18 protein-coding genes are annotated in these 22,787 nt (G+C 67.7%); 3 read left to right on the top strand and 15 right to left on the bottom strand.

From position 1 onward, the window contains the following. Positions 1 to 2 precede the first annotated feature (2 nt). From DR843_RS03595 to mreB, 9 genes are all read right to left on the bottom strand, one after another. Entirely contained in the window at positions 3 to 2,420 is a 2,418-nt protein-coding gene (locus tag DR843_RS03595; protein ID WP_109684142.1) for a polyribonucleotide nucleotidyltransferase, read from the bottom strand. A gap of 123 nt (positions 2,421 to 2,543) precedes the next feature. Beyond that, complete coding sequence (gene rpsO / locus DR843_RS03590) at positions 2,544 to 2,813, bottom strand: 30S ribosomal protein S15 (protein ID WP_109684141.1); 270 nt, start codon at positions 2,811 to 2,813, stop codon at positions 2,544 to 2,546. A gap of 210 nt (positions 2,814 to 3,023) precedes the next feature. Beyond that, on the bottom strand, positions 3,024 to 3,437 hold the full coding sequence (locus DR843_RS03585) for a type II toxin-antitoxin system VapC family toxin (RefSeq protein ID WP_170119734.1): 414 nt from the start codon (positions 3,435 to 3,437) through the stop codon (positions 3,024 to 3,026). Beyond that, complete coding sequence (locus tag DR843_RS03580) at positions 3,434 to 3,724, bottom strand: type II toxin-antitoxin system Phd/YefM family antitoxin (RefSeq protein WP_170119733.1); 291 nt, start codon at positions 3,722 to 3,724, stop codon at positions 3,434 to 3,436. Before DR843_RS03580 ends, DR843_RS03585 begins: the two co-directional genes overlap by 4 nt. A 43-nt stretch (positions 3,725 to 3,767) precedes the next feature. Continuing rightward, positions 3,768 to 6,131: a phosphoketolase family protein gene (locus DR843_RS03575; RefSeq protein WP_109684138.1), complete on the bottom strand. Its 2,364-nt coding sequence runs from the start codon at positions 6,129 to 6,131 to the stop codon at positions 3,768 to 3,770. A 127-nt stretch (positions 6,132 to 6,258) separates the two neighbouring features. Beyond that, on the bottom strand, positions 6,259 to 8,262 hold the full coding sequence (locus DR843_RS03570) for a penicillin-binding transpeptidase domain-containing protein (protein WP_109684137.1): 2,004 nt from the start codon (positions 8,260 to 8,262) through the stop codon (positions 6,259 to 6,261). Beyond that, entirely contained in the window at positions 8,226 to 8,720 is a 495-nt protein-coding gene (gene mreD / locus DR843_RS03565; protein ID WP_109684136.1) for a rod shape-determining protein MreD, read from the bottom strand. The genes DR843_RS03570 and mreD overlap by 37 nt, the downstream gene beginning before the upstream one ends. After that, positions 8,717 to 9,499: a rod shape-determining protein MreC gene (gene mreC / locus DR843_RS03560; RefSeq protein WP_109684135.1), complete on the bottom strand. Its 783-nt coding sequence runs from the start codon at positions 9,497 to 9,499 to the stop codon at positions 8,717 to 8,719. The genes mreD and mreC overlap by 4 nt, the downstream gene beginning before the upstream one ends. A gap of 3 nt (positions 9,500 to 9,502) precedes the next feature. Beyond that, entirely contained in the window at positions 9,503 to 10,525 is a 1,023-nt protein-coding gene (gene mreB, locus DR843_RS03555; protein ID WP_109684134.1) for a rod shape-determining protein, read from the bottom strand. A 57-nt stretch (positions 10,526 to 10,582) separates the two neighbouring features. Between mreB and DR843_RS03550 the strand changes: the two genes are divergently transcribed. After that, positions 10,583 to 11,107: a MarR family winged helix-turn-helix transcriptional regulator gene (locus tag DR843_RS03550; RefSeq protein ID WP_109684133.1), complete on the top strand. Its 525-nt coding sequence runs from the start codon at positions 10,583 to 10,585 to the stop codon at positions 11,105 to 11,107. 36 nt (positions 11,108 to 11,143) lie between these two features. Here DR843_RS03550 and ndk read toward each other — a convergent pair whose 3' ends face one another. The 6 genes from ndk to DR843_RS03520 all read right to left on the bottom strand — a co-directional run bounded on the left by ndk (position 11,144) and on the right by DR843_RS03520 (position 18,463). Next, complete coding sequence (ndk, locus tag DR843_RS03545) at positions 11,144 to 11,560, bottom strand: nucleoside-diphosphate kinase (protein WP_109684132.1); 417 nt, start codon at positions 11,558 to 11,560, stop codon at positions 11,144 to 11,146. A gap of 18 nt (positions 11,561 to 11,578) precedes the next feature. Further along, positions 11,579 to 12,403 (bottom strand): undecaprenyl-diphosphate phosphatase, encoded by an 825-nt coding sequence (locus DR843_RS03540; protein ID WP_109684131.1) that lies wholly within the window; start codon positions 12,401 to 12,403, stop codon positions 11,579 to 11,581. Between the two features lie 12 nt (positions 12,404 to 12,415). Further along, entirely contained in the window at positions 12,416 to 12,817 is a 402-nt protein-coding gene (locus DR843_RS03535) for a DUF4233 domain-containing protein (RefSeq protein WP_245933969.1), read from the bottom strand. A gap of 71 nt (positions 12,818 to 12,888) precedes the next feature. After that, positions 12,889 to 14,283 (bottom strand): bifunctional folylpolyglutamate synthase/dihydrofolate synthase, encoded by a 1,395-nt coding sequence (locus DR843_RS03530; protein ID WP_109684129.1) that lies wholly within the window; start codon positions 14,281 to 14,283, stop codon positions 12,889 to 12,891. Beyond that, entirely contained in the window at positions 14,283 to 17,537 is a 3,255-nt protein-coding gene (gene ileS, locus DR843_RS03525; RefSeq protein ID WP_109684128.1) for an isoleucine--tRNA ligase, read from the bottom strand. Before ileS ends, DR843_RS03530 begins: the two co-directional genes overlap by 1 nt. A 332-nt stretch (positions 17,538 to 17,869) precedes the next feature. Continuing rightward, positions 17,870 to 18,463: a GAD-like domain-containing protein gene (locus tag DR843_RS03520; RefSeq protein ID WP_109684127.1), complete on the bottom strand. Its 594-nt coding sequence runs from the start codon at positions 18,461 to 18,463 to the stop codon at positions 17,870 to 17,872. 82 nt (positions 18,464 to 18,545) lie between these two features. On the opposite strand from DR843_RS03520, the gene valS reads away from it, so the two are divergent. Both valS and DR843_RS03510 read left to right on the top strand, forming a co-directional pair. Then, the gene (gene valS / locus DR843_RS03515; RefSeq protein ID WP_109684126.1) at positions 18,546 to 21,254 is read left to right on the top strand and encodes a valine--tRNA ligase; all 2,709 of its coding nucleotides are present in this window, start codon (positions 18,546 to 18,548) and stop codon (positions 21,252 to 21,254) included. 8 nt (positions 21,255 to 21,262) lie between these two features. Continuing rightward, on the top strand, positions 21,263 to 22,738 hold the full coding sequence (locus DR843_RS03510) for a cobyric acid synthase (protein ID WP_109684125.1): 1,476 nt from the start codon (positions 21,263 to 21,265) through the stop codon (positions 22,736 to 22,738). Positions 22,739 to 22,787 lie beyond the last annotated feature (49 nt).

The raw sequence follows: 22,787 nt of genomic DNA, 5'->3' as shown, positions 1-22,787 counted from the left end.
TATTACTCGGCGTCGGTGCTCACCGGCTCGGCGCCGGACTGCTCGCCCGCGTCGCGGTTGCGGTTGCCACCGCCACGACGACGACGGTTGCGCGGGCGACGCTCGCCACGCTCATCCGAAGAGTCCGAAGCGTCTTCTGCCGCAACGTCATCCACCTCAGAGGACTCGGCTGCAGGAGCCTCGACCGCAGCGGACTCAGCCGGCGCAGCCGCGGCGGAGTCGGCCGGAGCGTTCTCCTCCACGACACCCAGCGACAGCTTGCCGCGCGGGTCGATCTCCTTCAGCTCGACCTGGACCTTCTGGCCGACCTTGAGGACGTCCTCGACCGCGTCGATCCGCTTGCCACCGACGAGCTTGCGCACCTCGGAGATGTGCAACAGGCCGTCCTTGCCCGGCAGCAACGACACGAACGCACCGAACGTCGTGGTCTTGACCACGGTGCCCAGGAAGCGCTCCCCGATCTCGGGCATCTGCGGGTTGGCGATCGCGTTGATCGCGGCCCGCGCCGCCTCGGCCGAGGGGCCGTCGGTCGCACCGATGTAGATGGTGCCGTCGTCCTCGATGGAGATGTCGGCGCCGGTGTCGTCCTGGATCTGGTTGATCATCTTGCCCTTCGGGCCGATGACCTCACCGATCTTGTCGACCGGCACGGTGACGCTGATGACGCGCGGGGCGTACGGCGACATCTCATCCGGTGCGTCGATGGCCTCGTTCATCACGTCCAGGATGTGCAGACGCGCAGTGCGCGCCTGGGTCAGGGCACCGGCCAGCACGTCGGCGGGGATGCCGTCGAGCTTGGTGTCCAGCTGGATCGCGGTGACGAACTCACGGGTACCGGCCACCTTGAAGTCCATGTCACCGAAGGCGTCTTCGGCGCCGAGGATGTCGGTCAGCGCGGCGTACTGCGTCTGACCATCAAGCTGCGCCGAGACCAGACCCATCGCGATACCAGCGACCGGGGCGCGCAGCGGCACACCGGCGTTCAGCAACGACAGAGTGGACGCGCAGACCGAACCCATCGAGGTGGACCCGTTGGAGCTGAGCGCCTCGGAGACCTGACGGATCGCGTAGGGGAACTCCTCACGCGTCGGCAGCACCGGCATCAGAGCGCGCTCGGCGAGCGCACCGTGGCCGATCTCGCGGCGCTTGGGCGAACCCACGCGACCGGTCTCACCGGTGGAGTACGGCGGGAAGTTGTAGTTGTGCATGTAGCGCTTGCGCGTCACCGGCGACAACGTGTCCAACTGCTGCTCCATGCGCAGCATGTTCAGCGTGGTGACACCCAGGATCTGGGTCTCGCCGCGCTCGAAGATCGCCGAACCGTGCACCCGCGGGAGCACCTCGACCTCGGCCGACAGCGCACGGATGTCCGCCAGCCCACGGCCGTCGATGCGGACCTTGTCACGCAGGATGCGCTCGCGCACGAGCTTCTTCTGCAGCGAGCGGTACGCCGCGGAGACTTCCTTCTCACGACCAGCGAATTCCTTGCCCTCGCCGGCCAATTCGGCCTTCAGGGCATCCTTCAGCTCATCGAGCTTCTCTTCGCGCTCCTGCTTGCCGGCGATGGTGAGCGCTGCGGCGACCTGGTCGTTGCCGACCCGCTCCACCGCGGCGTACACGTCGTCCTGGTAGTCCAGGAACAGCGGGAACTCCTGCACCGGCTTGGCCGCCTGCGCAGCCAACTGCTGCTGCGCCTCGCACAGCACGCGAATGAACTTCTTGGCCGCTTCCAGACCCTGGGCGACGATCTCTTCGGTCGGCGCCTGCTTGCCCTGGTTCTTGACCAGGTCCCAGGTGGACTCGGTCGACTCGGCCTCGACCATCATGATCGCGACGTCGTCACCGACGATGCGACCGGCAACGACCATGTCGAAGGTCGAGCGCTCGATGTCGGAGAAGTTCGGGAAGGCGACCCACTGGCCGTCGATGAGCGACACGCGGGTCGCACCGATCGGACCGGAGAACGGCAGACCCGAGATCTGCGTGGACGCCGAGGCGCCGTTGATGGCCAGCACGTCGTACTGGTGGTCTGGGTTCAGACTCAGGACCGTGATGACGACCTGGACCTCGTTGCGCAGACCCTTCACGAAGGCCGGGCGCAGCGGCCGGTCGATCAACCGGCAGGTCAGGATCGCGTCCGTGGACGGGCGACCCTCGCGGCGGAAGAAGCTGCCCGGGATCTTGCCCGCGGCGTACATCCGCTCCTCGACGTCAACGGTCAGGGGGAAGAAGTCGAACTGGTCCTTGGGCTGCTTGCCCGCGGCCGTCGTCGACAGCAAGGACGTCTCGTCGTCCAAGTAGCACAGCACCGCACCAGCGGCCTGCTTGGCCAGACGGCCGGTCTCGAACCGGACCGTGCGGGTACCGAAGTCGCCGTTGTCGATGACGGCTTCAGCGAATGTGATTTCTGGACCCTCCATGGGCCCTCCTCTTCTTGTTTCTCATGTCAGACCGCACATCATCGTTGTGTGCGGGCTTCCCTACATACGCCGAAGAGACGGCCACCCCGTGGGTGACCGCCTCTCGGTCGTAACTCTGTGCACTCAGCGACGCAGACCCAGTCGCTTGATCAGCGAACGGTAACGCTCGACGTCCACGTCCTCCAGGTAACGCAGCAGACGCTTGCGCTGACCGACCAGGAGCAGCAGGCCCCGGCGGCTGTGGTGGTCGTGCGGGTGCTGACGGGAGTGCTCGGTCAGGTCGGTGATGCGCTGCGTGAGCATCGCGATCTGCACCTCGGGCGAACCGGTGTCGCCCTCTTTGGTCCCGTATTCGGAAATGATCTTGGCCTTGGTGGCGGTGTCCAACGGCATGGTCGGGCGACTCCTTCTCGTCTAGGTTGCGCGGTGCACCTGGGCATATCCACCAGGGCGCTCTTGATCCGCGGCCGGTTGTACGGCGATCCCAGGCTACCAGCGGGCGGCCCACCTGCCGAATCGGCGCGAGTCCCACGTTCGCGCGGGTTATCGACGTTTGCGCGGCTTATAACCCGCGCGTCTGTCGACAACCCGCGCAAACCCCGCTCAGGCCGGCAAGTCATCGGGGTAGAGGACCTCGATCTCCTCGATCGTCTTCGGAAAGTCCTTGCGATTGTTGGTCAGGAAGGCATCTGCACCAGCCGCGACCGCCGTCGCCAGGTGCGTGGCATCCGTCACGCGCAGACGGAACTCGATCGCGTAGCTGAGTGCAAGACGACTCGTCGCACGGTCGACGTCCTTCAGGTCCACTTCGCCGAGGAGCGTTTTCAGCGTGCGGGACTCCTCAGAGTCCGGGGACTGCCGGATCGGTTTCGCGAGTACTTCGGTGAGCAACAGGACCGACCCCACCGCACGAAGGCTCGGATCGGCGAGGGCCGCTTTGACCCGGACGCCCAACGGATGGTCGAGGTAAGCGGCATAGATCAGAACGTCTGCATCGAACGCGACGATGCGAGTCACTCGGCGCGGCCCGCATATACCTCGCGGACTAGTTCTTCCGCTCGTTCAGCACCTAGCAGGCCCACTTCGTCAAGCGGTCGGTTCCGGGCCTCCTCGAGTTGTCGGCCGATCTCATCGGCACGCTCCCAGACCTTTGAGGTACGCCGGATACGCACCTGATCGGGGCTGACCAGGACCGCCACGACCTTGCCATGGCGGGTGATCTCGACCTGCTCCCCTGCTTCGACACGATCCAACTGCGCCGGCAAGGTCTGTCGAGCAACGGTGGCGCTCACGGACGTTGTCATGTACACAACCGTACAATGATGTACGAAACGATGGTAGGCAGACTCAGCCCGGCCAGGACCAGCCGCTGATCTCCGGATCGTCCTCGCCGTTCTCCCGGGTGTAGGCGCGAGCAGCCAACCGGGCATCGGACATCTCCTGGCGCAGCACCGCCTGGGTCGAGCCCAGGCCGGGCACCCGGTCGATCACATCGATGACCAGGTGGAAGCGGTCCAGGTCGTTGAGCATCACCATGTCGAACGGTGTGGTGGTGGTGCCTTCCTCCTTGTACCCGCGCACGTGGATGTTGCCGTGGTTGGTCCGCCGGTAGGTCAGCCGGTGCACCAGCCAGGGGTACCCGTGGTAGGCGAAGATCACCGGCTTGTCACGCGTGAACAACGTGTCGAAGTCGCGGTCGGACAGCCCGTGCGGGTGCTCGCGCTCATCCTGCAGCCGCATCATATCCACGACGTTGACGAAGCGGACCTTCAGATCCGGCAGCTTCTGGCGCAGGATGTCGGTGGCCGCGAGCGCCTCCAGGGTCGGGATGTCCCCGGCGCTGGCGATCACGACGTCCGGCTCACCGCGGGTGTTCGAGGCCCACTCCCAGATACCAAGACCACGGGTGCAGTGCGCGACCGCTTCGTCCATCGTCAAGTAGGTCAACGCCGGCTGCTTGCCCGCGACGACAACGTTGACGTACTGACGAGACCGCAAGCAGTGGTCGGCCACGGACAGCAACGTGTTGGTGTCCGGCGGCAGGTAGACCCGCACGACCTCGGCCTTCTTGTTGACCACGTGGTCGATGAAACCGGGGTCCTGGTGGCTGAACCCGTTGTGGTCCTGGCGCCACACGTGCGAGGAGAGCAGGTAGTTCAACGACGAGATCGGGCGGCGCCACGGGATGTCATTGGTGGTCTTCAACCACTTCGCGTGCTGGTTGAACATCGCGTCGATGATGTGGATGAACGCTTCGTAGCAATTGAACAGGCCGTGCCGCCCGGTGAGCAGGTACCCCTCGAGCCAGCCCTGGCACAGGTGCTCGGACAGCACCTCCATGACGCGTCCGTTCGGTGCGAGGTGCTCGTCGGTGTCCAGCCGCGATCCCTCCCACGCCCGGTCCGTGGCTTCGAAGACTGCCTGCAACCGGTTGGAGGCAGTCTCATCCGGACCCATCAACCGGAAGTTGTCCGGGTTGAGCCGGATGACATCACGCAACCAGGTGCCCAGCACCTTCGTGGCTTCGCTGACCGTGACGCCGGGGCGCTCGATCTCCACGCCGTAATCCCGGAAGTCCGGCAGCACCAGATCCCGCAGCAATGCCCCGCCGTTGGCGTGCGGGTTGGCGCCCATCCGCCGCTCACCCTCCGGCGCCAACTCGGCCAACGAGGAGATCAGCGCACCCTCTTCGGTGAATAGTTCCTCGGGTTTGTAGGACCGCATCCACTCCTCGAGTTGGGCACGGTGCTCGGCGTTGGTGCGCGTCTCCGCCAGCGGGACCTGGTGGGCGCGCCACGTGCCCTCGACGGGCAGCCCGTCGACGACCTTGGGACCGGTCCAGCCCTTCGGCGTGCGCAGGACGATGGCCGGCCAGGCCGGACGCTCCCCCTCGTGGCCCTCGCGCGCGTGCTTCTGAATGGCGTGGATCTGGTCCACCGACTTCTCCATGGCCGCAGCCAATTGCTGGTGCACGGACGCCGGGTCGTCACCGGTGACGAAGATCGGCTCGTAGCCGTAGCCCGCCAGCAGCTCGGCCAGTTCGGCCTGCGGGATGCGCGCCAGCACCGTCGGGTTGGCGATCTTGTAGCCGTTCAGATGCAGGATCGGCAGCACCGCGCCGTCCTGCGCGGGGTCCAGGAACTTGTTCGAATGCCAACTGGCCGCCAGCGGACCGGTCTCGGCCTCCCCGTCGCCGATCACGCACAGCGCGATCAGGTCGGGATTGTCGAACGCCGCGCCGTAGGCGTGCACCAGCGAGTAGCCCAACTCACCGCCCTCATGGATCGAGCCGGGGGTTTCTGGTGCGACGTGGCTGGGGATGCCACCAGGAAAGCTGAACTGCCGGAACAGTTTCCGGATGCCGTCCTCGGTCTGCCCGATCGCCGAGTAGATCTCGGAGTAGGTGCCCTCGAGGTAGGTGTTGGCCACGAGGCCCGGTCCGCCGTGGCCCGGGCCGGCCAGGTAGATGACGTTGAGGTCGCGCTCCTTGATCAGCCTGTTCATGTGCGCGTAGATCAGGTTCAGGCCCGGGGTCGTGCCCCAGTGCCCCAGCAGCCGCGGCTTGACGTGTTCGGGTTTCAGCGGCTCGCGCAACAACGGATTGTCCAGCAGGTAGATCTGCCCTACCGACAGATAGTTGGCGGCCCGCCAGTAGGCGTCGATCAGCGAAAGCTGCTCCTCGCTCAACGGTGCGGTGCTGGTGTCGGTCATCTGCGCCTCCCGGCTCTCGTGCAAGAAACCCGTCGATGGAACTGATCCCAACGTAGCCCGACCGGACCGCCGGGGTGCGCCTTCCAAAGAGGGCTTGACGTACGCCGGGTGAACAGTTGGTGAGGAATCAACCCAGGGTGCGCAGCAGGTCCCAGATCTGTCGCGCCACCGGTGCTGCCGCATCGGCCCCGGTCCCTGCCTGTTCGAGCATGACCGCTACGACGTATTGGTGCCCACCGGCGGTCTTCGGCCCGTACGAAACGAACCACGACGTCGGCTGCTTGCCGAAAACCTCTGCGGTGCCGGTTTTCCCACACACCCGGTAGGTGGACAGGTCGAATCCCCGGAAGGCCGCGAACGCCGTACCCCGGCTCCCTGCGGTCACCTCGCACAGCCCGGTTTCCAGCGTCGTCCGCGCGGCGGCGCTCAAGGTGACCGAACCGGTCCTCACCGCTGCCACCGGCTGGGTCTTGCCGGCTGCCGAGATGGTGGCGGCGGCCACATGCGGCTGCCACAACGTGCCGCCGTTCGCGATCGCGCCGTAGGCGACGGCCAGTTGCAGCGGCGTCACGGACACCGAGCCCTGTCCGATCACGAAGTTCACCGCGTCCCCCGGCTGCCATTGATACCCGGACGCGCAGTTCTCCTTGGCCACGGCCGTCAGGTAGGCCGCGCGGGCCTTGTCGGTGATCTCCGGGTAGCCCTTCGCGGCCCGCGCGCAGATCTGCGTCTTCGTCTGCTGCCATTGGTCCAGCTTCCAGGCCCGGTCCGGGATGAGACCGGCGGCCTCCGCCGGAAGGTCGACACCGGTGCGTTGCCCGAGGTGGAAGTCGCGGGCCGACACCGCGAACGGGCTTGTGGTGGAAGGGGATGCAGCCAGACCGCCCTCCTTCTGCCACTGCTGATAGGCCCACCGGTAGAACACCGTGTCGCAGGACACCTCCAGCGCAGTCGTCATCGAGATCGAGCCATACGACTCCGACTCGAAGTTGGTGAACTCGCGATTACCGATCCGCACCGATGACGGACACGAGTAACTGCCGGAGGGGCTGGCGCCTGCGGCGATCGCCCCCGGCAGCGTGACCGCCTTGAACGTCGACCCCGGCGGCTGGACCTCCGAGACCGCCCGGTTGGAGAGGGCATTGCTGATCTTGGTGTACTCGGCCTGCGAGATACCCCCGGTCCACACGGCCGGGTCGTACGTCGGCTGGCTGGTCATCGCGACGACGCCGCCGTCGCTGGCATCGAGGACGACGACAGCACCGGCGGGGGCCTTGGCCTTGGTCAGCCCAGCGGCGAGCGCGGCTTCCGACCGGTGCTGCAGCGCCGTGATCAGGTGGGTGCGCACGGTGTCGCCCTGCACCGCGGGAGTCTGCGCCGCAACGGAGATCGGCAGGCCCCGGTCGTCGACCGCGTACGTGACCGTGCCCGGCGTACCTTGCAACGCGGCGTTGTAGGTGAGCTCCAGCCCTGCGCGACCGACGACGTCCTGTGCCGTCAACGCGGGATCGGCGGTCAGTTCCGCCTGGTTGACCGAACCCAGGTAGCCCAGGACCTGGGCCAGGTTGATCCCGCCCGGGTGGTCCTGGGGATAACTGCGCTCGGGAATCTGCTGCAACGCCAGACCGGGAAAGTCCGCCGGTCGCTCGAGCATTCCCAGGACCTGGGTCATCGGTGGGTTGTCCATGATCGGGATCGGTGCGACCGGGCTGCCGCTGAAGCACAGCGGCACCACCGCGGCCCCCTTGGTGCCGCACACTTTGCTGCGCCCGATGAGATCCTCGGCGGGTACTGCCAGCTCGCGCGCCACCCGGGTGAGCAGTTGCCGACCGCCGTCCGCCTGGTCGGCCAGAACGGTCGGGCTGATCGTCAACACGGGGTGCAGCGAGTTGCCGACCAGGACCGTGCCGTCGGCCGCCTGGATCTGCCCCCGTGGCGCCGTCACGGAGATCGACCGGGTCGCGTTCTGGCCCAGCAGCGCTGAGCCCGGTGTCGCGTCGGTCAGTTGCACCTGGCCCAGCCGCAGGATCAACCCCGCGCACACCACGACGGTGACGGCGAGTACGACGACCAAGCGCGCCGCGGAGCGGGTGTTCACGCCCACCGCCGGGTGGCCAGGCGCCGTTGCCACACCACCAACGGTGGCAGCAACAACGCACCCAGCAGGGCAGTCAACGCAACGATGCCGGCGGCCGCACCGACCGGCAGCGCGGCCCCGAGCGCGGCGCGCCCGAGGAGCCGGATGACCTGCACCACTGCTGCCGCCGCGGCCGCGATGAGTGCCGGCGCCAGCGCCGAGGTCCGCCACCAGCGTGCGGTGACCCCGCCGAGCAGACCCACCAGCAGATAGCTGATCGCGCCCGCCCCCAGCGGTTGACCGCCCGGCGGGACCAGGTCCAGCAACCAGCCGACCGCCAAGCCCGCCGCGGCGCCGGCCACCGGTCCAGCACTCAGCCCGACGGATACGACCAGCACCGCCAAGAGGTCCGGGGCGAGCGGGAACCGCGGCAGCAGCGTGCCCGCCAGCAGTACGCCGAGCAGCGCGAACGCCACGCGCCACACCCCCAGTCCGGGCGGCCACAGCGTCATGAGGTGAGCACCCCGACGACATCGAGACGGCTCAGATCGATAGCGGGCCGTACCGTCGCCGACGCGGGCCGCGTGTCACTGTGCGGATCGACGTTGACGACGGTGCCGATCACCAGACCGGGCGGATAAGGCGTCCCACCAAGACTGCCCAGCGTGCTCACCCGGTCCCCGCGCGCGAGCCCGCCCCCCGCGACCACGACGACACTGACGTCGCCGGGAGCGTGCGCAGCGACCCCCGTGGGCGACTTCCCGGTGACTGTCCCCAGTACGCCGCTTCCCACCCGGGCGGCCACCACACTTGACGGGTCGGTCACCACCGTGACTTCGCAGCTGGTCTTGGCGACGGCGGAGACCCGACCGACCAGACCATCGGCACTGATCACGGCCCGGTCACTGTGGATACCGTCATCACTACCGACGTCCAGCGTGATCCGTTGCACCACAGCCGTTTTCGGATTGGTTTCGAAGGCGATCACCTGAGCCGCCCGCAGCGTGTGTCCGGCGGCGGCCGACGATCCCAGCAGCTTCTCCACGGCGGCCCGGTCACTCTGGAGCTGCTGCGCGTCTGCCAGCCGACGATCCGCCGCATCCCGCTCGGCGGTCAGAGTTCGCACCCGCTCGTCGGTGGAGCCGACCGCTCGTTGCAGCGGCGACCACACGTCGGCCGCAACCTCGCGCACCGGCGCCAGCAGGTGCGGGCTGGCCTGGTCCACCACGGCGACGGCCAGTGTCGCCGCGGCGGCCACGCCCACCCACGCCTTTGCCGATGGTCGTCGCACTGCTCAGCGCACGCTTTCGGTGAGCATGGATCGCATCCCGCGGAAGTCCTCGACACAGCGGCCGACGCCGAGCGCCGTACTCCACCGGGGGTTCTCGGCCACCCGCACGGGCACGTGCAGCGCCTCGGACAGATACTCCGGCAGGCCGTGCAGGAGGGCGCCACCACCGGTCAGCGTCAAGCCGTCGTTCACCAGATCGCCGACCAGTTCCGGGGGTGCCTGGCCGATCAGGGCGACCAGGGCATCGCGCAGTTGGCTGACAACGGGCCCGAGGGCGGTGCGCACGTCCTCCGGGCTGACGACCACGGTGCGGGGTAGGCCGGAGTCGATGTCCCGGCCCCGCACCCGCATCGAGCCGGCCGGCCCTCGGGCACCTGCCGAGCCGATCCGGACCTTGATGTCCTCGGCCGTGCGGGTGCCCAGCAACAGTCGGTGCTGGCGGGTCATCCAGTCCACGATCGCGCTGTCCATGGTGTCGCCACCGACGGGCAGGGTGCGCGCCACCACCGCCCCACCCAGACTGATCAACGCCAGATCCGTCTTACCGGCGCCCAGGTCGGCGATGAGGCACGCGGCGGGCCCACTGACGTGTTGCTCGGCGCCGATGGCCGCAGCCAACGTGCCGTCCACGGTGAAAACCGAGCGTGCTCCACTGCGCAACACCGCATCCTCGACGGCGGCCCGTTCCAACGGGCTGACGTGACCGGGCAGGGCAACGGCCATCCGCGGTCGCACGATCCGTGAGGGGCGCAGCGAGGTGACCAGATGACGCACCATGCGTTCGGTGCCCAGCGGATCCCGAATGACGCCGCCGACCAACGGACGCACCAGTTGCACCTGGCCGGGGGCTCGGCCGAGCATCTCGTACCCGTCCTGGCCAACGGCCAACAAGGCACCGGTGCGCGGGTCGGTCGCGATCAACGACGGTTCGTCGAGCATCACTCCCGCGCCGCGTTGGTAGATGACGGTGGTTGCGGTGCCGAGGTCGATGGCCAGATCCGCACCGAATCCCCACCGCGTCGCCACTGCTGAATGCTAACCGCCCGGCGTGACCTCGTGAGCGGACTGGCAAGATGGTGCGCCATGAGCCCGCGCAGACCGAGGCGCACCAGCGCCACCGCGGTGTACGAAGCCGAGGTCGCCGCCTATATCGCCGCCGGCGGCAACGAGCAGACCCAACGCGTCATCACGGCTGTGCACGGACTCACCCGCCGGTTGTCGCAGTTCTACAACGCCCAACTGGTCGACCTCGACGTCTCCGCCGGCGAGTGGGGCGTCATCTCCCGGCTGGCCACCACACCGAAGGACGCCATCAGCACACCGTCGTCGCTGGCCGCGGCGCTGGCGATCGCACCGTCGTCCATGACCCACCGCCTGGACAAGATGTCCGAACGGGGTCTGATCCTGCGCACCCCGGACACCACCAACCGGACCCGGATGATCGTGACGCTGACCTCGGCCGGCTGGGAGATGTTCCGCAAGGCCATCCAGGCCAGCGACGTCGTCGAGTCCGACGTACTGGCTCAGCTCAGCGAGGGCGAACGGGAGACGTTGGCCGACCTGTTGGAGCGGGCGATCGCCGGGTTGGACGACGCGCTCGACAGCTGACGCCGCCGCGCAGAACGCCCAGAACCCTCAGAACGTTTAGAACCAGATCGCGATTTCGCGTTCGGCCGACTCCGGCGCGTCGGAGCCGTGCACGATGTTGGCCTGCACCTTCTCGCCCCAGTCGCGTCCGAGGTCACCCCGGATGGTGCCGGGCAGAGCGGCCGTCGGATCGGTCGCCCCCGCAAGGGCACGGAATCCCTCGATGCAGCGGTGTCCTTCGACGATCGCGAAGGTCGCCGGGCCGGAGGACATGAAGTCCAGCAGCGGCTCGTAGAAGGGTTTGCCCTCGTGCTCGGCGTAGTGCTGGGCGAGGCGCGCGCGGTCCGGGGTCTGCACGGCCAGCGCGGCCAGGGTGTAGCCCTTGGCTTCGATCCGGCGCAGCACCTCTCCGGTGAGGCCACGGCGGTAGCCGTCGGGTTTGACGATGACCAGGGTGCGTTCCAGCGATGTCACACCCGAAACCCTAACCGGCTAGCCGGCCACCAGCACACCGGTGCCCAGCAGCACGAAGAGCAGGACCGCGAGCAGGATCCGGTAGTACACGAACGGCCGGAAGTCGTGGGTGGAGATCCAGCGCAGGAACCAGGCGATCACGGCGTACCCGATGACGAACGAGATCACGGTGGACACGATGATCGGCCCCCAACCGCCGTCGTCCCCGGCGTGCGCGCCCTTGAGTTCGAACAGTCCGCTGGTCAGCACCGCCGGGATGGCCAGCAGGAAGGAATAGCGGGCCGCCGATGGCCGGTCGTAACCCATGAACAGACCACCGGAGATGGTGCCGCCGGAGCGGGAAACACCCGGGATCAGGGACAACGCCTGCCACAGACCGAAGAACAGACCGTCCTTGACGTTCAGGTCGTCCAGCGTCTTGGTCTGCCGCGCGGTGCTGTCGGCGACCGCAATCACCAGCGCGAAGAACAGCAGCATGCTCGCGGTCAGCCACAGGTTGCGGGCCGGTCCTTCGATCGCGTCCTTGAAGACCAATCCGAGGATGCCGATCGGGATGGTGCCCAGGATGACGTACCACCCCTCGCGGGCCTTGGGATCATCGCGGGGCAGTTTGCCGGTGAGCGAGAAGAACCAGTGTTTGAGGATCGTGCCGATATCCCGAGCGAAGTAGACGATGACCGCCGCTTCGGTGCCCAACTGGGTGACCGCGGTGAACGCAGCGCCGCCGCCGTCATTGCCGAAGAACAGCCGGGAGACGATCAGCTGGTGGGCTGAGGAGGAGATCGGCAGGAATTCGGTCAGACCCTGCACGATCCCCAGGACGATCGCTTGCAACCAGCTCACGCGGGAGGGCTCCTATTCGGTGGGGTGGGCGGCCGCCCAATCGGCACTCAGCCGATCCATCGTGCGGCCCTGCACCAGCGCTGTCATCCACAACGCCAGAAAGATCACCCCGACCACGAGCATCATCGGCACGATCAGGGCCGAGGCGAGCGTAGCCAGTTGCAGCACCCAGCCCAGCGTGACACCCCAGGGCCGACGCAAACTTCCTGCCGCGAGGAGGCAGGCAGCCATCAGGACCAGACCAACGATCAGGTACGCCGAGTGGCTGGCTTCTCCGTTGGTGCGCCCCAGTTGGAAGGCGACGAGGGTCCCGAAGAACACCACCAACGACTGACAACCGATCACGACCCCCGCCAGGCGTCGGGTCATCTTCTCCCCGACGCCGTAGACCAGCATCGAGCCGAGGTACCTCACGTTGCTCTCTGTGGCGCCTCTTGCCTCGCCTCCGGGCCTCGCTGCGCTCGTGTCCTCGGCTCGGTCGGCGCTCACGTTTCGTCCGACTTGCCGAGGAGCGCCCGCACGTCGGCCGCCGTCATGATCGACCCGGTCGCGACGACTCCGGCGCCGACGCCGGCAGCGTCGGCCAGGGCGGCCGCGCGGTCCAGGGCGTCGACGAGCACCGGCTCGATGTGCACCCGGTCCTCCCCGAAGATCTCGGTGGCCAACTCCCCCAGCGAATGCGCCGACAACGACCGCGGCGAGGAGTTGCGGGTCACGACGACCTCATCCAGCACCGGCTCGAGGGTCTGCAGCATCGACTCGGCGTCCTTGTCGGCCAGCACCGCGAGGACGCCGACCAGATGGGTGAACGCGAAGGAGTCGGTCAGCGCCTCGGCGAGGGCGATCGCACCGCCGGCGTTGTGCGCGGCATCGACCAGCACGGTGGGGCTGCGTCGCACGATCTCCAACCGGCCGGGCGAGGTAACTGCGGCGAGGGCCGACTGCAGGAGCTCTAAGTCCAGCGGCTGCTCTCCTCCGCCGATGAACGCCTCGACGGCAGCGATGGCGGTCGCGACGTTGTGCGCTTGATACTCACCGAAGAGCGGGACGAACAGGTCGGGATAGACCGCGGCCAGGCCCTGCACGGTGAGCTGCTGACCACCGACGGCCTGGTCCCGCTCGGTCACCAGGAACGCCTCGTCCTCGCGCAGCATCGTGGCCTCGACTTCCACCACGTGCTCGCGGATCACCTCATCGACCTCGGGCAGTTGCCGGCCGATGACCGCCAACGCGCCGGGTTTGATGATGGCCCGCTTCTCGGTGGCGATCTCCTCCACGGTGTCGCCGAGCAGCCGGGTGTGATCCAGCGAGATCGGGGTGATCACCGCGACTTTGCCGTCGGCGACGTTGGTGGCGTCCCACAGGCCGCCCAGGCCGACCTCGACGATGGCGACGTCGACGGGGGCGTCGGCGAACGCGGCGTAGGCGATGATCACCAGCAGCTCGAAATAGGTGGTGCGCGGGCCACCCTCGGCCACCGACCGCTCGTCGACGATCTGCACGTACGGCAACACCTCGTCGTACGTCGCCACGAACTTCTCGGGGTCGATCGGCTGGCCGTTGAAGGCGATCCGCTCCCGCAGGTCGTGCAGGTGCGGGGAGGTCATCCGCCCGGTGTTGAGCCCGATCTCGCGCAGGATCCGCTCGATCACCCGCGTCGTCGTGGTCTTGCCGTTGGTCCCGGTCAGGTGGATCACCGGGAACGCGTCCTGCGGGTCACCCAGCAACTCCATGACCTGCCGGACCCGCTCCAAAGACGGCTCCGGCATGTTCTCCGGCGCCCGGGAGTTCAGGTCCCGCTCGATCTCATCGAGCCGCTTGCGCAACTCCAGCTTGCGCTCGGCTTCGCGCCGCGCGGCGTCCGGAGCTCCACTGACCATTAGTTCGACACCTTCTGCACCACGATCTGCGCCTTCTTCCCATCCGCGAGGTCCACCGGTTCGGCATCCACCGGTGTGCCGGTCGGGGCCGCACCGACACTGACAGCCAGCGTCTCACCCATCACCAGCGCCTGATGCGCCGCAAGGGCGGCCAGCACGTCGGTGTCTCCCACGACCGTCAACGAGATCCGGTCGCCGACGTCCAGTCCGGCGTCACGCCGGGCTTGCTGTACGGCGCGCACCAGGTCCCGCGCGAGGCCCTCGCCACGCAGCTCGTCGGTGATCTGGGTGTCGAGCACCACGAAGCCGCCCCCGGGCAACATCGCGGGAGCGCCGGACCCGGAATCCTGCGAAACCACTGTCTCCAGGGTGAATTCACCCTCTTGAAGCGTCAGACCGCCACTGGTCACGTTGCCGTTGGCCGCGACGTACCAGTCACCGGACTTGCTGCCCTTGATGGCGAGCTGGACGTCTTTGCCCAGCCGCGGACCCGCGGCCCGGGCGTTGACCGTGAGCCGCTGCGCCACGCCGTACTCCTGGGCGCCGGCACTGGCCAGGTCGACGAAGGTGACCTTCTTGACGTTGACCTCATCGGCGATGAGAGCCGAGAACGGCTGCAGCGCAGTGGGATCTGCGGTGACCACGGTGAGTTCGTTCAGCGGCAGACGCACCCGCAAGCCACGCGCTTTGCGCAGCGCGGAGGTGGTTGAGCACACCTGACGCACCTGGTCCATCGCGGCAACCAGCTCCGGGTCGGCAGGAAGGTCGCTCGCGACCGGCCAGTCGGCCAGGTGGACCGAGCGGCCGCCGGTCAGCCCGCGCCACACCTGCTCGGTGGTGAACGGAAGCAGCGGTGCCGCAACGCGGTTCACGACCTCGAGCACGGTGTAGAGCGTGTCGAAGGCGGCGGTGTCGGCCGCGGCACCGGTGGCCCAGAAGCGGTCCCGGGACCGGCGGATGTACCAGTTGGTCAACACGTCGACGAAGCCGGTGACCGCCTCGCAGGCACCGGCGATGTCGTACTCGTCCATCCGGGTGGTCAGCTCCACCACCAGGTCGTGGGTCTTGGCCAGCAGGTAGCGATCGAGCAGGTCCGTGCTGTCGGTCCGCCAGGTCGCCTCATAACCCTTCTCCCCAAAGGAGTTTGCGTAGAGGGAGAAGAAGTACCAGCTGCTCCACAGCGGGATCATCACCTGCCGGACACCGTCGCGGATGCCCTGCTCGGTCACCGACAGGTTGCCGCCGCGCAGGATCGGGCTGGCCATCAGGAACCAGCGCATGGCGTCGGCGCCGTCGCGCTCGAAGACCTCGTTGACGTCGGGGTAGTTGCGCAGCGACTTGGACATCTTCTGCCCGTCGCTGCCCAGCACGATGCCGTGGCAGATGACGTTCTCGAAGGCCGGCTTGTCGAACAGCGCCGAGGCCAGGATGTGCAGCGTGTAAAACCAGCCACGGGTCTGCCCGATGTATTCGACGATGAAGTCGGCCGGGTAGTGGTGCTCGAACCAGTCGGCGTTCTCAAACGGGTAGTGCACCTGGCCGTAGGGCATCGAACCGGAGTCGAACCACACGTCGAGCACATCAGGCACCCGTCGCATCACCGACTGACCGGTCGGGTCATCGGGGTTGCGGCGGGTCAACTCGTCGATGTAGGGCCGGTGCAGGTCGGTGACCTCGACGCCGAAGTCACGTTGCAACTCCGCGAGGGACCCGTAGACGTCGATCCGCGGGTACGCCGGGTCATCCGAGCGCCACACCGGAACAGGACTGCCCCAGAAGCGATTCCGGGTGATCGACCAGTCGCGGGCGTTCTCCAGCCACTTGCCGAACTGACCGTCGCGCACGTTGCCCGGCACCCAGTTGATCTGCTGGTTGTTGGCCAGCATCTTGTCCTTGAACTTGGTGACCTCCACGAACCACGAGCTGACCGCCATGTAGATCAACGGGTTCCGGCAGCGCCAGCAGTGCGGGTAGGAGTGGTCGTAGGTCTCCCGCCGCAGCAGCACGGTGCCCTCGGTGGTGCGACCACCGCCCAGTCCCTTGGTACGGGATTTCAGGTCGTCGATGATGTGCGGATTGGCGTCGAAAACCTGCATCCCGGCGTACTCCTGGACCGGGAAGGTGAACTTGCCGTCGGCGCCGACGGGTACCACGGACTCGATGCCGTGCGCGTCGGCCAGCACCTTGTCCTCCTCACCGAACGCCGGTGCGAGGTGGACGATGCCGGTGCCGTCCTCGACGGTGACGTAGTCGGCGGCCAGCACCACGTGGCTGTTCGGGTGGCCGACGTAGTAGTCGAAGGGCGGGGTGTAGCGACGCCCGACCAGTTCAGAGCCTTTGAGCCGCTGCACGATTCGCTCGGCAACGTCGTCGCCGAGTTCCCGGGTGTACGCCGCGAGCCGGGCTTCGGCGAGTACGTAGCGTTCCGTCGTGCCGGTGAAGTCGGATTCGACCACCACGTAGTCGATGTCGGGGTGCACGGCCATCGCCAGGTTGCTCGGCAGCGTCCAGGGCGTGGTGGTCCAGATCAACGCCAGCTCGCCGGTCTCCAACCGGTAGCCGACGGTCACGGCCGGGTCCTGGCGCATCTGGTAGACGTCCTCGTCCATCCGCAACTCGTGGTTGGACAGCGGCGTCTCGTCGTTCCAGCAGTAGGGCAGCACCCGGAAGCCCTCGTAGATCAGACCCTTGTCGTACAGGCTCTTGAAGACCCACAGCACGGACTCCATGAAGGTCAGGTTCAGCGTCTTGTAGTCGTTCTCGAAGTCGACCCACCGGCCCATCCGGTGGACGTACTCCTCCCACTCCCCCGTGTAGCGCAGCACCGAAGCGCGGGCGGCGTCGTTGAACTTGTCGACGCCCATCTCGAGGATCTCGTCCTTGGTCTTCAAACCCAGTTGGCGCATCGCCTCCAACTCAGCGGGCAGGCCATGGGTGTCCCAGCCGAAGCGGCGCTCGACCCGCTTGCCGCGCATCGTCTGGTAGCGGGGCACGAGGTCCTTGACGTAACCGGTCAGCAGGTGGCCGTAGTGCGGTAGCCCGTTGGCGAACGGCGGGCCGTCGTAGAAGACGAACTCGTTGTCGCCGTCCGTGCCCGGGTCGCGCGCCTCGACTGACGCGCGGAACGTGTCGTCGCGCTGCCAGTAGTCCAGGACGGCCGCCTCGATGGCCGGGAACTTCGGCGTGGCCGCAACAGCGCGGGCAGTGTCGTCGGAAGCAGTCAGATCGACCTTGGGATACACATGGGCGGACATTGCGGTGGCACCTTCGCTAGCTCGTCGCTCTCATCTGGTGCGAGGACGAAGGATTCACCCTCCGCGGTACCACCCCGCTTGCCGACGCTGACGCGACGGCCACTTGCTCCTGAGCTGTCACGGGCTCGTCCCGTCCGGGTCTAGTAGGCGGTCACCCGCTGTTCTTCCGGAAGCTCGCCGCTGATGACGGCTCGAACGCTGTTGCCGATCAGTGTACGGCGCGCTGCCGGGCCCCCGCGAATGCGTTCCTGCGGATATGCGCGGGTTATCGACAGCTGCGCGGATTACAACCCGCGCATCTGTTGACAACCCGCGCGTTTGGAACGGCCACCTCAGCTGTGCAGGCGAACCGCCGAATCGTGGATGGCGATCAGCTGGGCCACCCCGTCTCCCTTGTCCAGTGAATCCGGGGACACCTGGCCACCATCGACCAGGGCCGGGGTGAAGTAGTAGGTCTCCCCCTCGGCCAGCGGACCCAGTTTCGCGCGCGCACCATCCCGCGGGGCGGCGAGATCGGCCAGGTGCGATGAGGGCCCGGGGAGGTGGTCGTTGAAGAACGTCGCCACGTCATCGGCCACAACCGCGTTGACCTGGAAGTGCGGGTCGAGGCACTCCACGACCCCGTCCGGCGTCACGTGGTAGAGGTGCCCGAAGCTACTGACCGCGATCGGCACACTGGCAACACCCGTGCCGAACCACGCCTGCAACGCCGGCAGCCACTGCCCGGGATCGACCAGTGCGATCCGCTGCTGTCCGTAGAAACCCAACCCGTGGGTCCGCCACAACTGGACGATCTCGGACGGCACTCGCCCCTCGGCGTACGTCAGGAAGGCCTCATCGGGCACCTGGACGTCGGGGTCCGGCGGCAGGGCGGTTACGAACGGTTCGAGCGCGATCGGCTCAGCGGGCAGATCAAACTGGGTCACGACGTCAATCTAGCCGGGGGTCCGCCGCAACGCCGGGAATCCGATTCGCCCGCGTCGCGGTGCGGATGGGACGATACGAGGCATGACTGATCCCACCAACGCCGCACCGCAGGGCATCCCCGACAAGCCGACCGTCGACGGCCTCGAGGAGCGCTGGGGCGCGGTATGGCAGGAGCAGAACACCTACGTCTTCGACCGGGCGCGCGCCCTGGCCGGACCCCGCGACGGGCTGTTCGTGATCGACACGCCCCCGCCCACCGCGAGCGGAAGTCTGCACGTGGGACACGTCTTCTCCTACACGCACACCGACTGCATGGCCCGCTACCAGCGGATGCGCGGCAAGGAGGTGTTCTACCCGATCGGTTGGGACGACAACGGTCTGCCCACCGAGCGCCGGGTGCAGAACTACTACGGCGTGCGCGGCGACTCCACCAAGGACTACATCCCCGACTACACCCCGCCGCTGCAGGGCGCGCAGGGCAAGTCGGTCAAGGCCGCCGACCAGCAGCCGATCAGCCGGGCCAACTTCATCGAGCTGTGCGATGAGTTGACGGTCAAGGACGAGGAGACCTTCGAGTCGCTGTTCCGCCGCCTGGGCATCTCCTTCGACTGGAGTCAGAGCTACCGCACCATCGATGAGCGCTCGCGGGCTGTGGCCCAGCAGGCGTTCCTGCACAACGTGCAGCGCGGTGAGGCCTACCAGGCCGAGGCACCGGGGCTGTGGGATGTCACCTTCCAGACCGCCGTGGCCCAGGCCGAGTTGGAGGCGCGGGACTACCCGGGCGCCTACCACCGGGTGGCGTTCCACGCCCAGAGCGCCGACCGAGCTGAGGAAACGAGCGAAGCGAGGCCCGGAGGCGAGGCCAGAGGCGCGACAGACAAGCCCGAGGCTGGCCCGATCTACATCGAGACCACTCGTCCGGAGCTGATCCCGTCCGTGGTCGCCCTGATCGCTCACCCCGACGATGAGCGGTACGCCGATCTGTTCGGTACGACTGTGACCTCACCCCTGTTCGGGGTGCAGGTGCCGATCCTCGCCCACAGTGCCGCTGAGCCGGACAAGGGTGCCGGCATCGCGATGTGCTGCACGTTCGGTGACCTCACCGACGTGCTGTGGTGGCGCGAGTTGCAGTTGCCGACGCGGTCGCTGATCACCCGCACCGGTCGTCTGCAGGCCGAGACCCCGGAGTGGCTCGCCGGCGGCCCCGGCGAGGCGCTCTACGCCGAGCAGATCGCCGGCAAGACGGTCTTCTCCGCCCGCGAGGCCGTGGTGAACGCACTGCGCGACTCCGGTGACCTCGACGGCGAGCCGAAGGCGACCCAGCGCAAGGCCAACTTCTTCGAGAAGGGCGACAAGCCGCTGGAGATCGTGACCAGCCGGCAGTGGTACATCCGCAACGGCGGTCGGGAGGCCGACCTGCGCGACGCCCTGATCAAGCGCGGCGAACAGATCGACTTCCACCCCGCGTTCATGCGCAGCCGCTACGCCAACTGGGTGTCCGGGCTGAACGGTGACTGGCTGATCAGCCGGCAGCGGTTCTTCGGGGTGCCGTTCCCGGTCTGGTACCCCGTGGATGCCGATGGTGAGACCGACTACGAGCACCCGATCCTGGCCGCGGAGGACACCTTGCCGGTGGACCCGGCGACCGACGTACCACCGGGCTTCACCGCCGAACAGCGCGGTGCCGCAGGCGGATTCATCGGCGACCCGGACATCATGGACACCTGGGCGACATCTTCCCTGACCCCGCAGATCGCGCTCGGCTGGCCGGTCGGCAGCAACGCCGGCGGTCGCAACGACGCGGAGTTCTTCGCCACCGCGTTCCCGGCCGACATGCGCCCGCAGGGCCACGACATCATCCGGACCTGGTTGTTCTCGACGATCGTGCGCAGCCACTTCGAGCACGACAGCGTGCCGTGGACCAACGCCGCGATCAGCGGTTGGATCCTGGACCCGGACCGCAAGAAGATGTCCAAGTCCAAGGGCAACGCCGAGACCCCCGAGGATGTCGTGCAGCAGCACGGCGCGGACGCGGTGCGCTACTGGGCCGCCTCCGGACGGTTGGGCACCGACGCGGCGTACGACACGGGTCAGATGAAGGTCGGGCGGCGCCTGGCGATGAAGCTGCTGAACGCCAGCAAGTTCGCCCTCACGATGGGCCTTCCGGAGGGTGACCTGGCCGCTCAGGTGACCCACCCGCTGGACCTGGGGATGCTGGCGAACCTGCGCACCGTGGTGCAGGACGCGACGCGTGGCTTCGAGTCGTGGGACTACACGCGCTCGCTGGAGCTGACCGAGCAGTTCTTCTGGACGTTCTGCGATGACTACATCGAGTTGGTCAAGGACCGCGCCTACGGTGCGCAGGGCCCGCAGGCGGCCGCGAGCGCCCAAGCCGCGCTCCGGATCGCGCTCGATGTGCAGTTGCGCCTGTTCGCGCCGTTCCTGCCCTACGCCACCGAAGAGGTGTGGTCCTGGTGGAAGCCGGGCTCGGTGCACCGCGCGCCGTGGCCGCTGGCCGATGAGTGTGGTCAGGGTGGCGACCCGGCGGCTCTGGAAGCGGTCGGCGCTGCACTGGCCGGGATCCGCAAGGCCAAGTCGGACGCCAAGTTGGGGATGCGCGCCCAGGTGACCGCCATGACTCTGGCCGCGCCCGCCGCGGTGCAGGACCTGGTGCGGGCCGCCGAGGCGGACCTTCGCGCCGCCGGCAAGGTGACCGATCTGACGTACGCCGATGGGCAGGTCCTCGAGGTCCGTGACGTCGAGCTGGTGCCACCGCCGCCGCGTAACTGAGCGATCCGGTGGCAGGGCTGCTGATCGCCGGGACCACCTCGGATGCCGGTAAGAGCACGGTCACAGCGGGGCTGTGCCGCGCGTTCGCCCGTCGTGGGGTGCGTGTGGCGCCGTTCAAGGCGCAGAACATGTCGAACAACTCGATGGTCGTGCGCGCTGCGGATGGCACGCTCGGGGAGATCGGTCGGGCCCAGTGGATCCAGGCCCGCGCTGCCCGGGCCATCCCCGAGCCGGCGATGAATCCCGTTCTGCTGAAACCAGGTTCGGATATCGGCACTCACGCAGTGGTGATGGGCCAGCCCGCGGGGACGGTGTCATCGGCGAACTGGCGAGCTGACCGGGCACCGTGGGCAGCCATCGCGCACGAAGCCTTCGACGACCTCAGCGGTCGGTATGACGTGGTCATCGCCGAAGGTGCGGGCAGTCCGACCGAGATCAACCTGCGGGACAGCGACTACGTGAACATGGGTCTGGCCCAGCACGCATCGCTACCCACAGTCGTCGTCGGCGACATCGACCGCGGCGGGGTGTTCGCTGCGCTCTACGGCACGCTGGCTCTGTTGGACGCCGCCGACCAGGCCCTGGTCACTGGCTTCATCATCAACAAGTTCCGCGGCGACGCATCGCTGCTCGCGCCGGGTCTGGACTCTCTGGAGCAACTCACCCGGCGGCGGGTCTACGGGGTCCTGCCCTGGCATCCGCAGGTGTGGCTGGACTCCGAGGACACCCTCGACGTACCCGCAGCCAGCGCCGACGCCGAGACCGCCACGCGGCGCGTCGCCGTGATCCGCCTGCCCCGGATCAGCAACTTCACCGACGTCGACGCACTGCGGTTGGAGCCCGGCCTCGACGTGCACTTCGCGTCTTCACCCGCGGGGTTGGCCGATGCTGACCTGGTCGTGATTCCCGGGTCCCGGGCCACCGTCGCCGACCTGGCGTGGCTGCGCCAGCGCGGGCTCGACCGGGCCATCGTCAGGCACGCCGACGACGGTGGAGCCGTGCTCGGGATCTGTGGCGGCTACCAGATGCTCGGCGCGCTGATCAGCGATCCCGCAGGCGTCGAAAGCCCGACGCAGCAGGTGGCCGGACTCGGATTGCTCGACGTACGAACGCAGTTCGGCGCCGACAAGACGCTCAGTCTGTGCCACGGCACCGCGCTGGATGCACCCGTCGAGGGGTACGAGATCCACCACGGCCGAGTCGATGTCAGTGACGGCGAACCCTTCCCGGGCGGCGTCCGACAGGGCCGGGTCATCGGCACGTTGTGGCACGGCCTCTTCGAGAGCGACGCCTTCCGGGCCGCCTTCCTTCGGGATGTCCTCGGGGCGAGGCCGTCCGACGTGTCGTTCGCCGATGCGCGTGAACGCAGACTCGACCTTCTGGCCGATCTGGTCGAGAAGTACCTACCGGTCGACGACCTGCTGCAACTCGCCCGCGACGGGGCGCCCGACGGCCTTCGCGCCGTTCCTCCCGCACGCTCCTAGGGCGCTGCGCGCCCAGGTTTTTTGAGGCTTGCGCTACTACGCTCATCCT

This window comes from Branchiibius hedensis (assembly GCF_900108585.1).
Classification (GTDB): domain Bacteria; phylum Actinomycetota; class Actinomycetes; order Actinomycetales; family Dermatophilaceae; genus Branchiibius; species Branchiibius hedensis.
The sequence above is the reverse complement of the archived record's forward strand: the minus strand, read 5'-3'. Positions and strand labels throughout refer to the sequence as shown.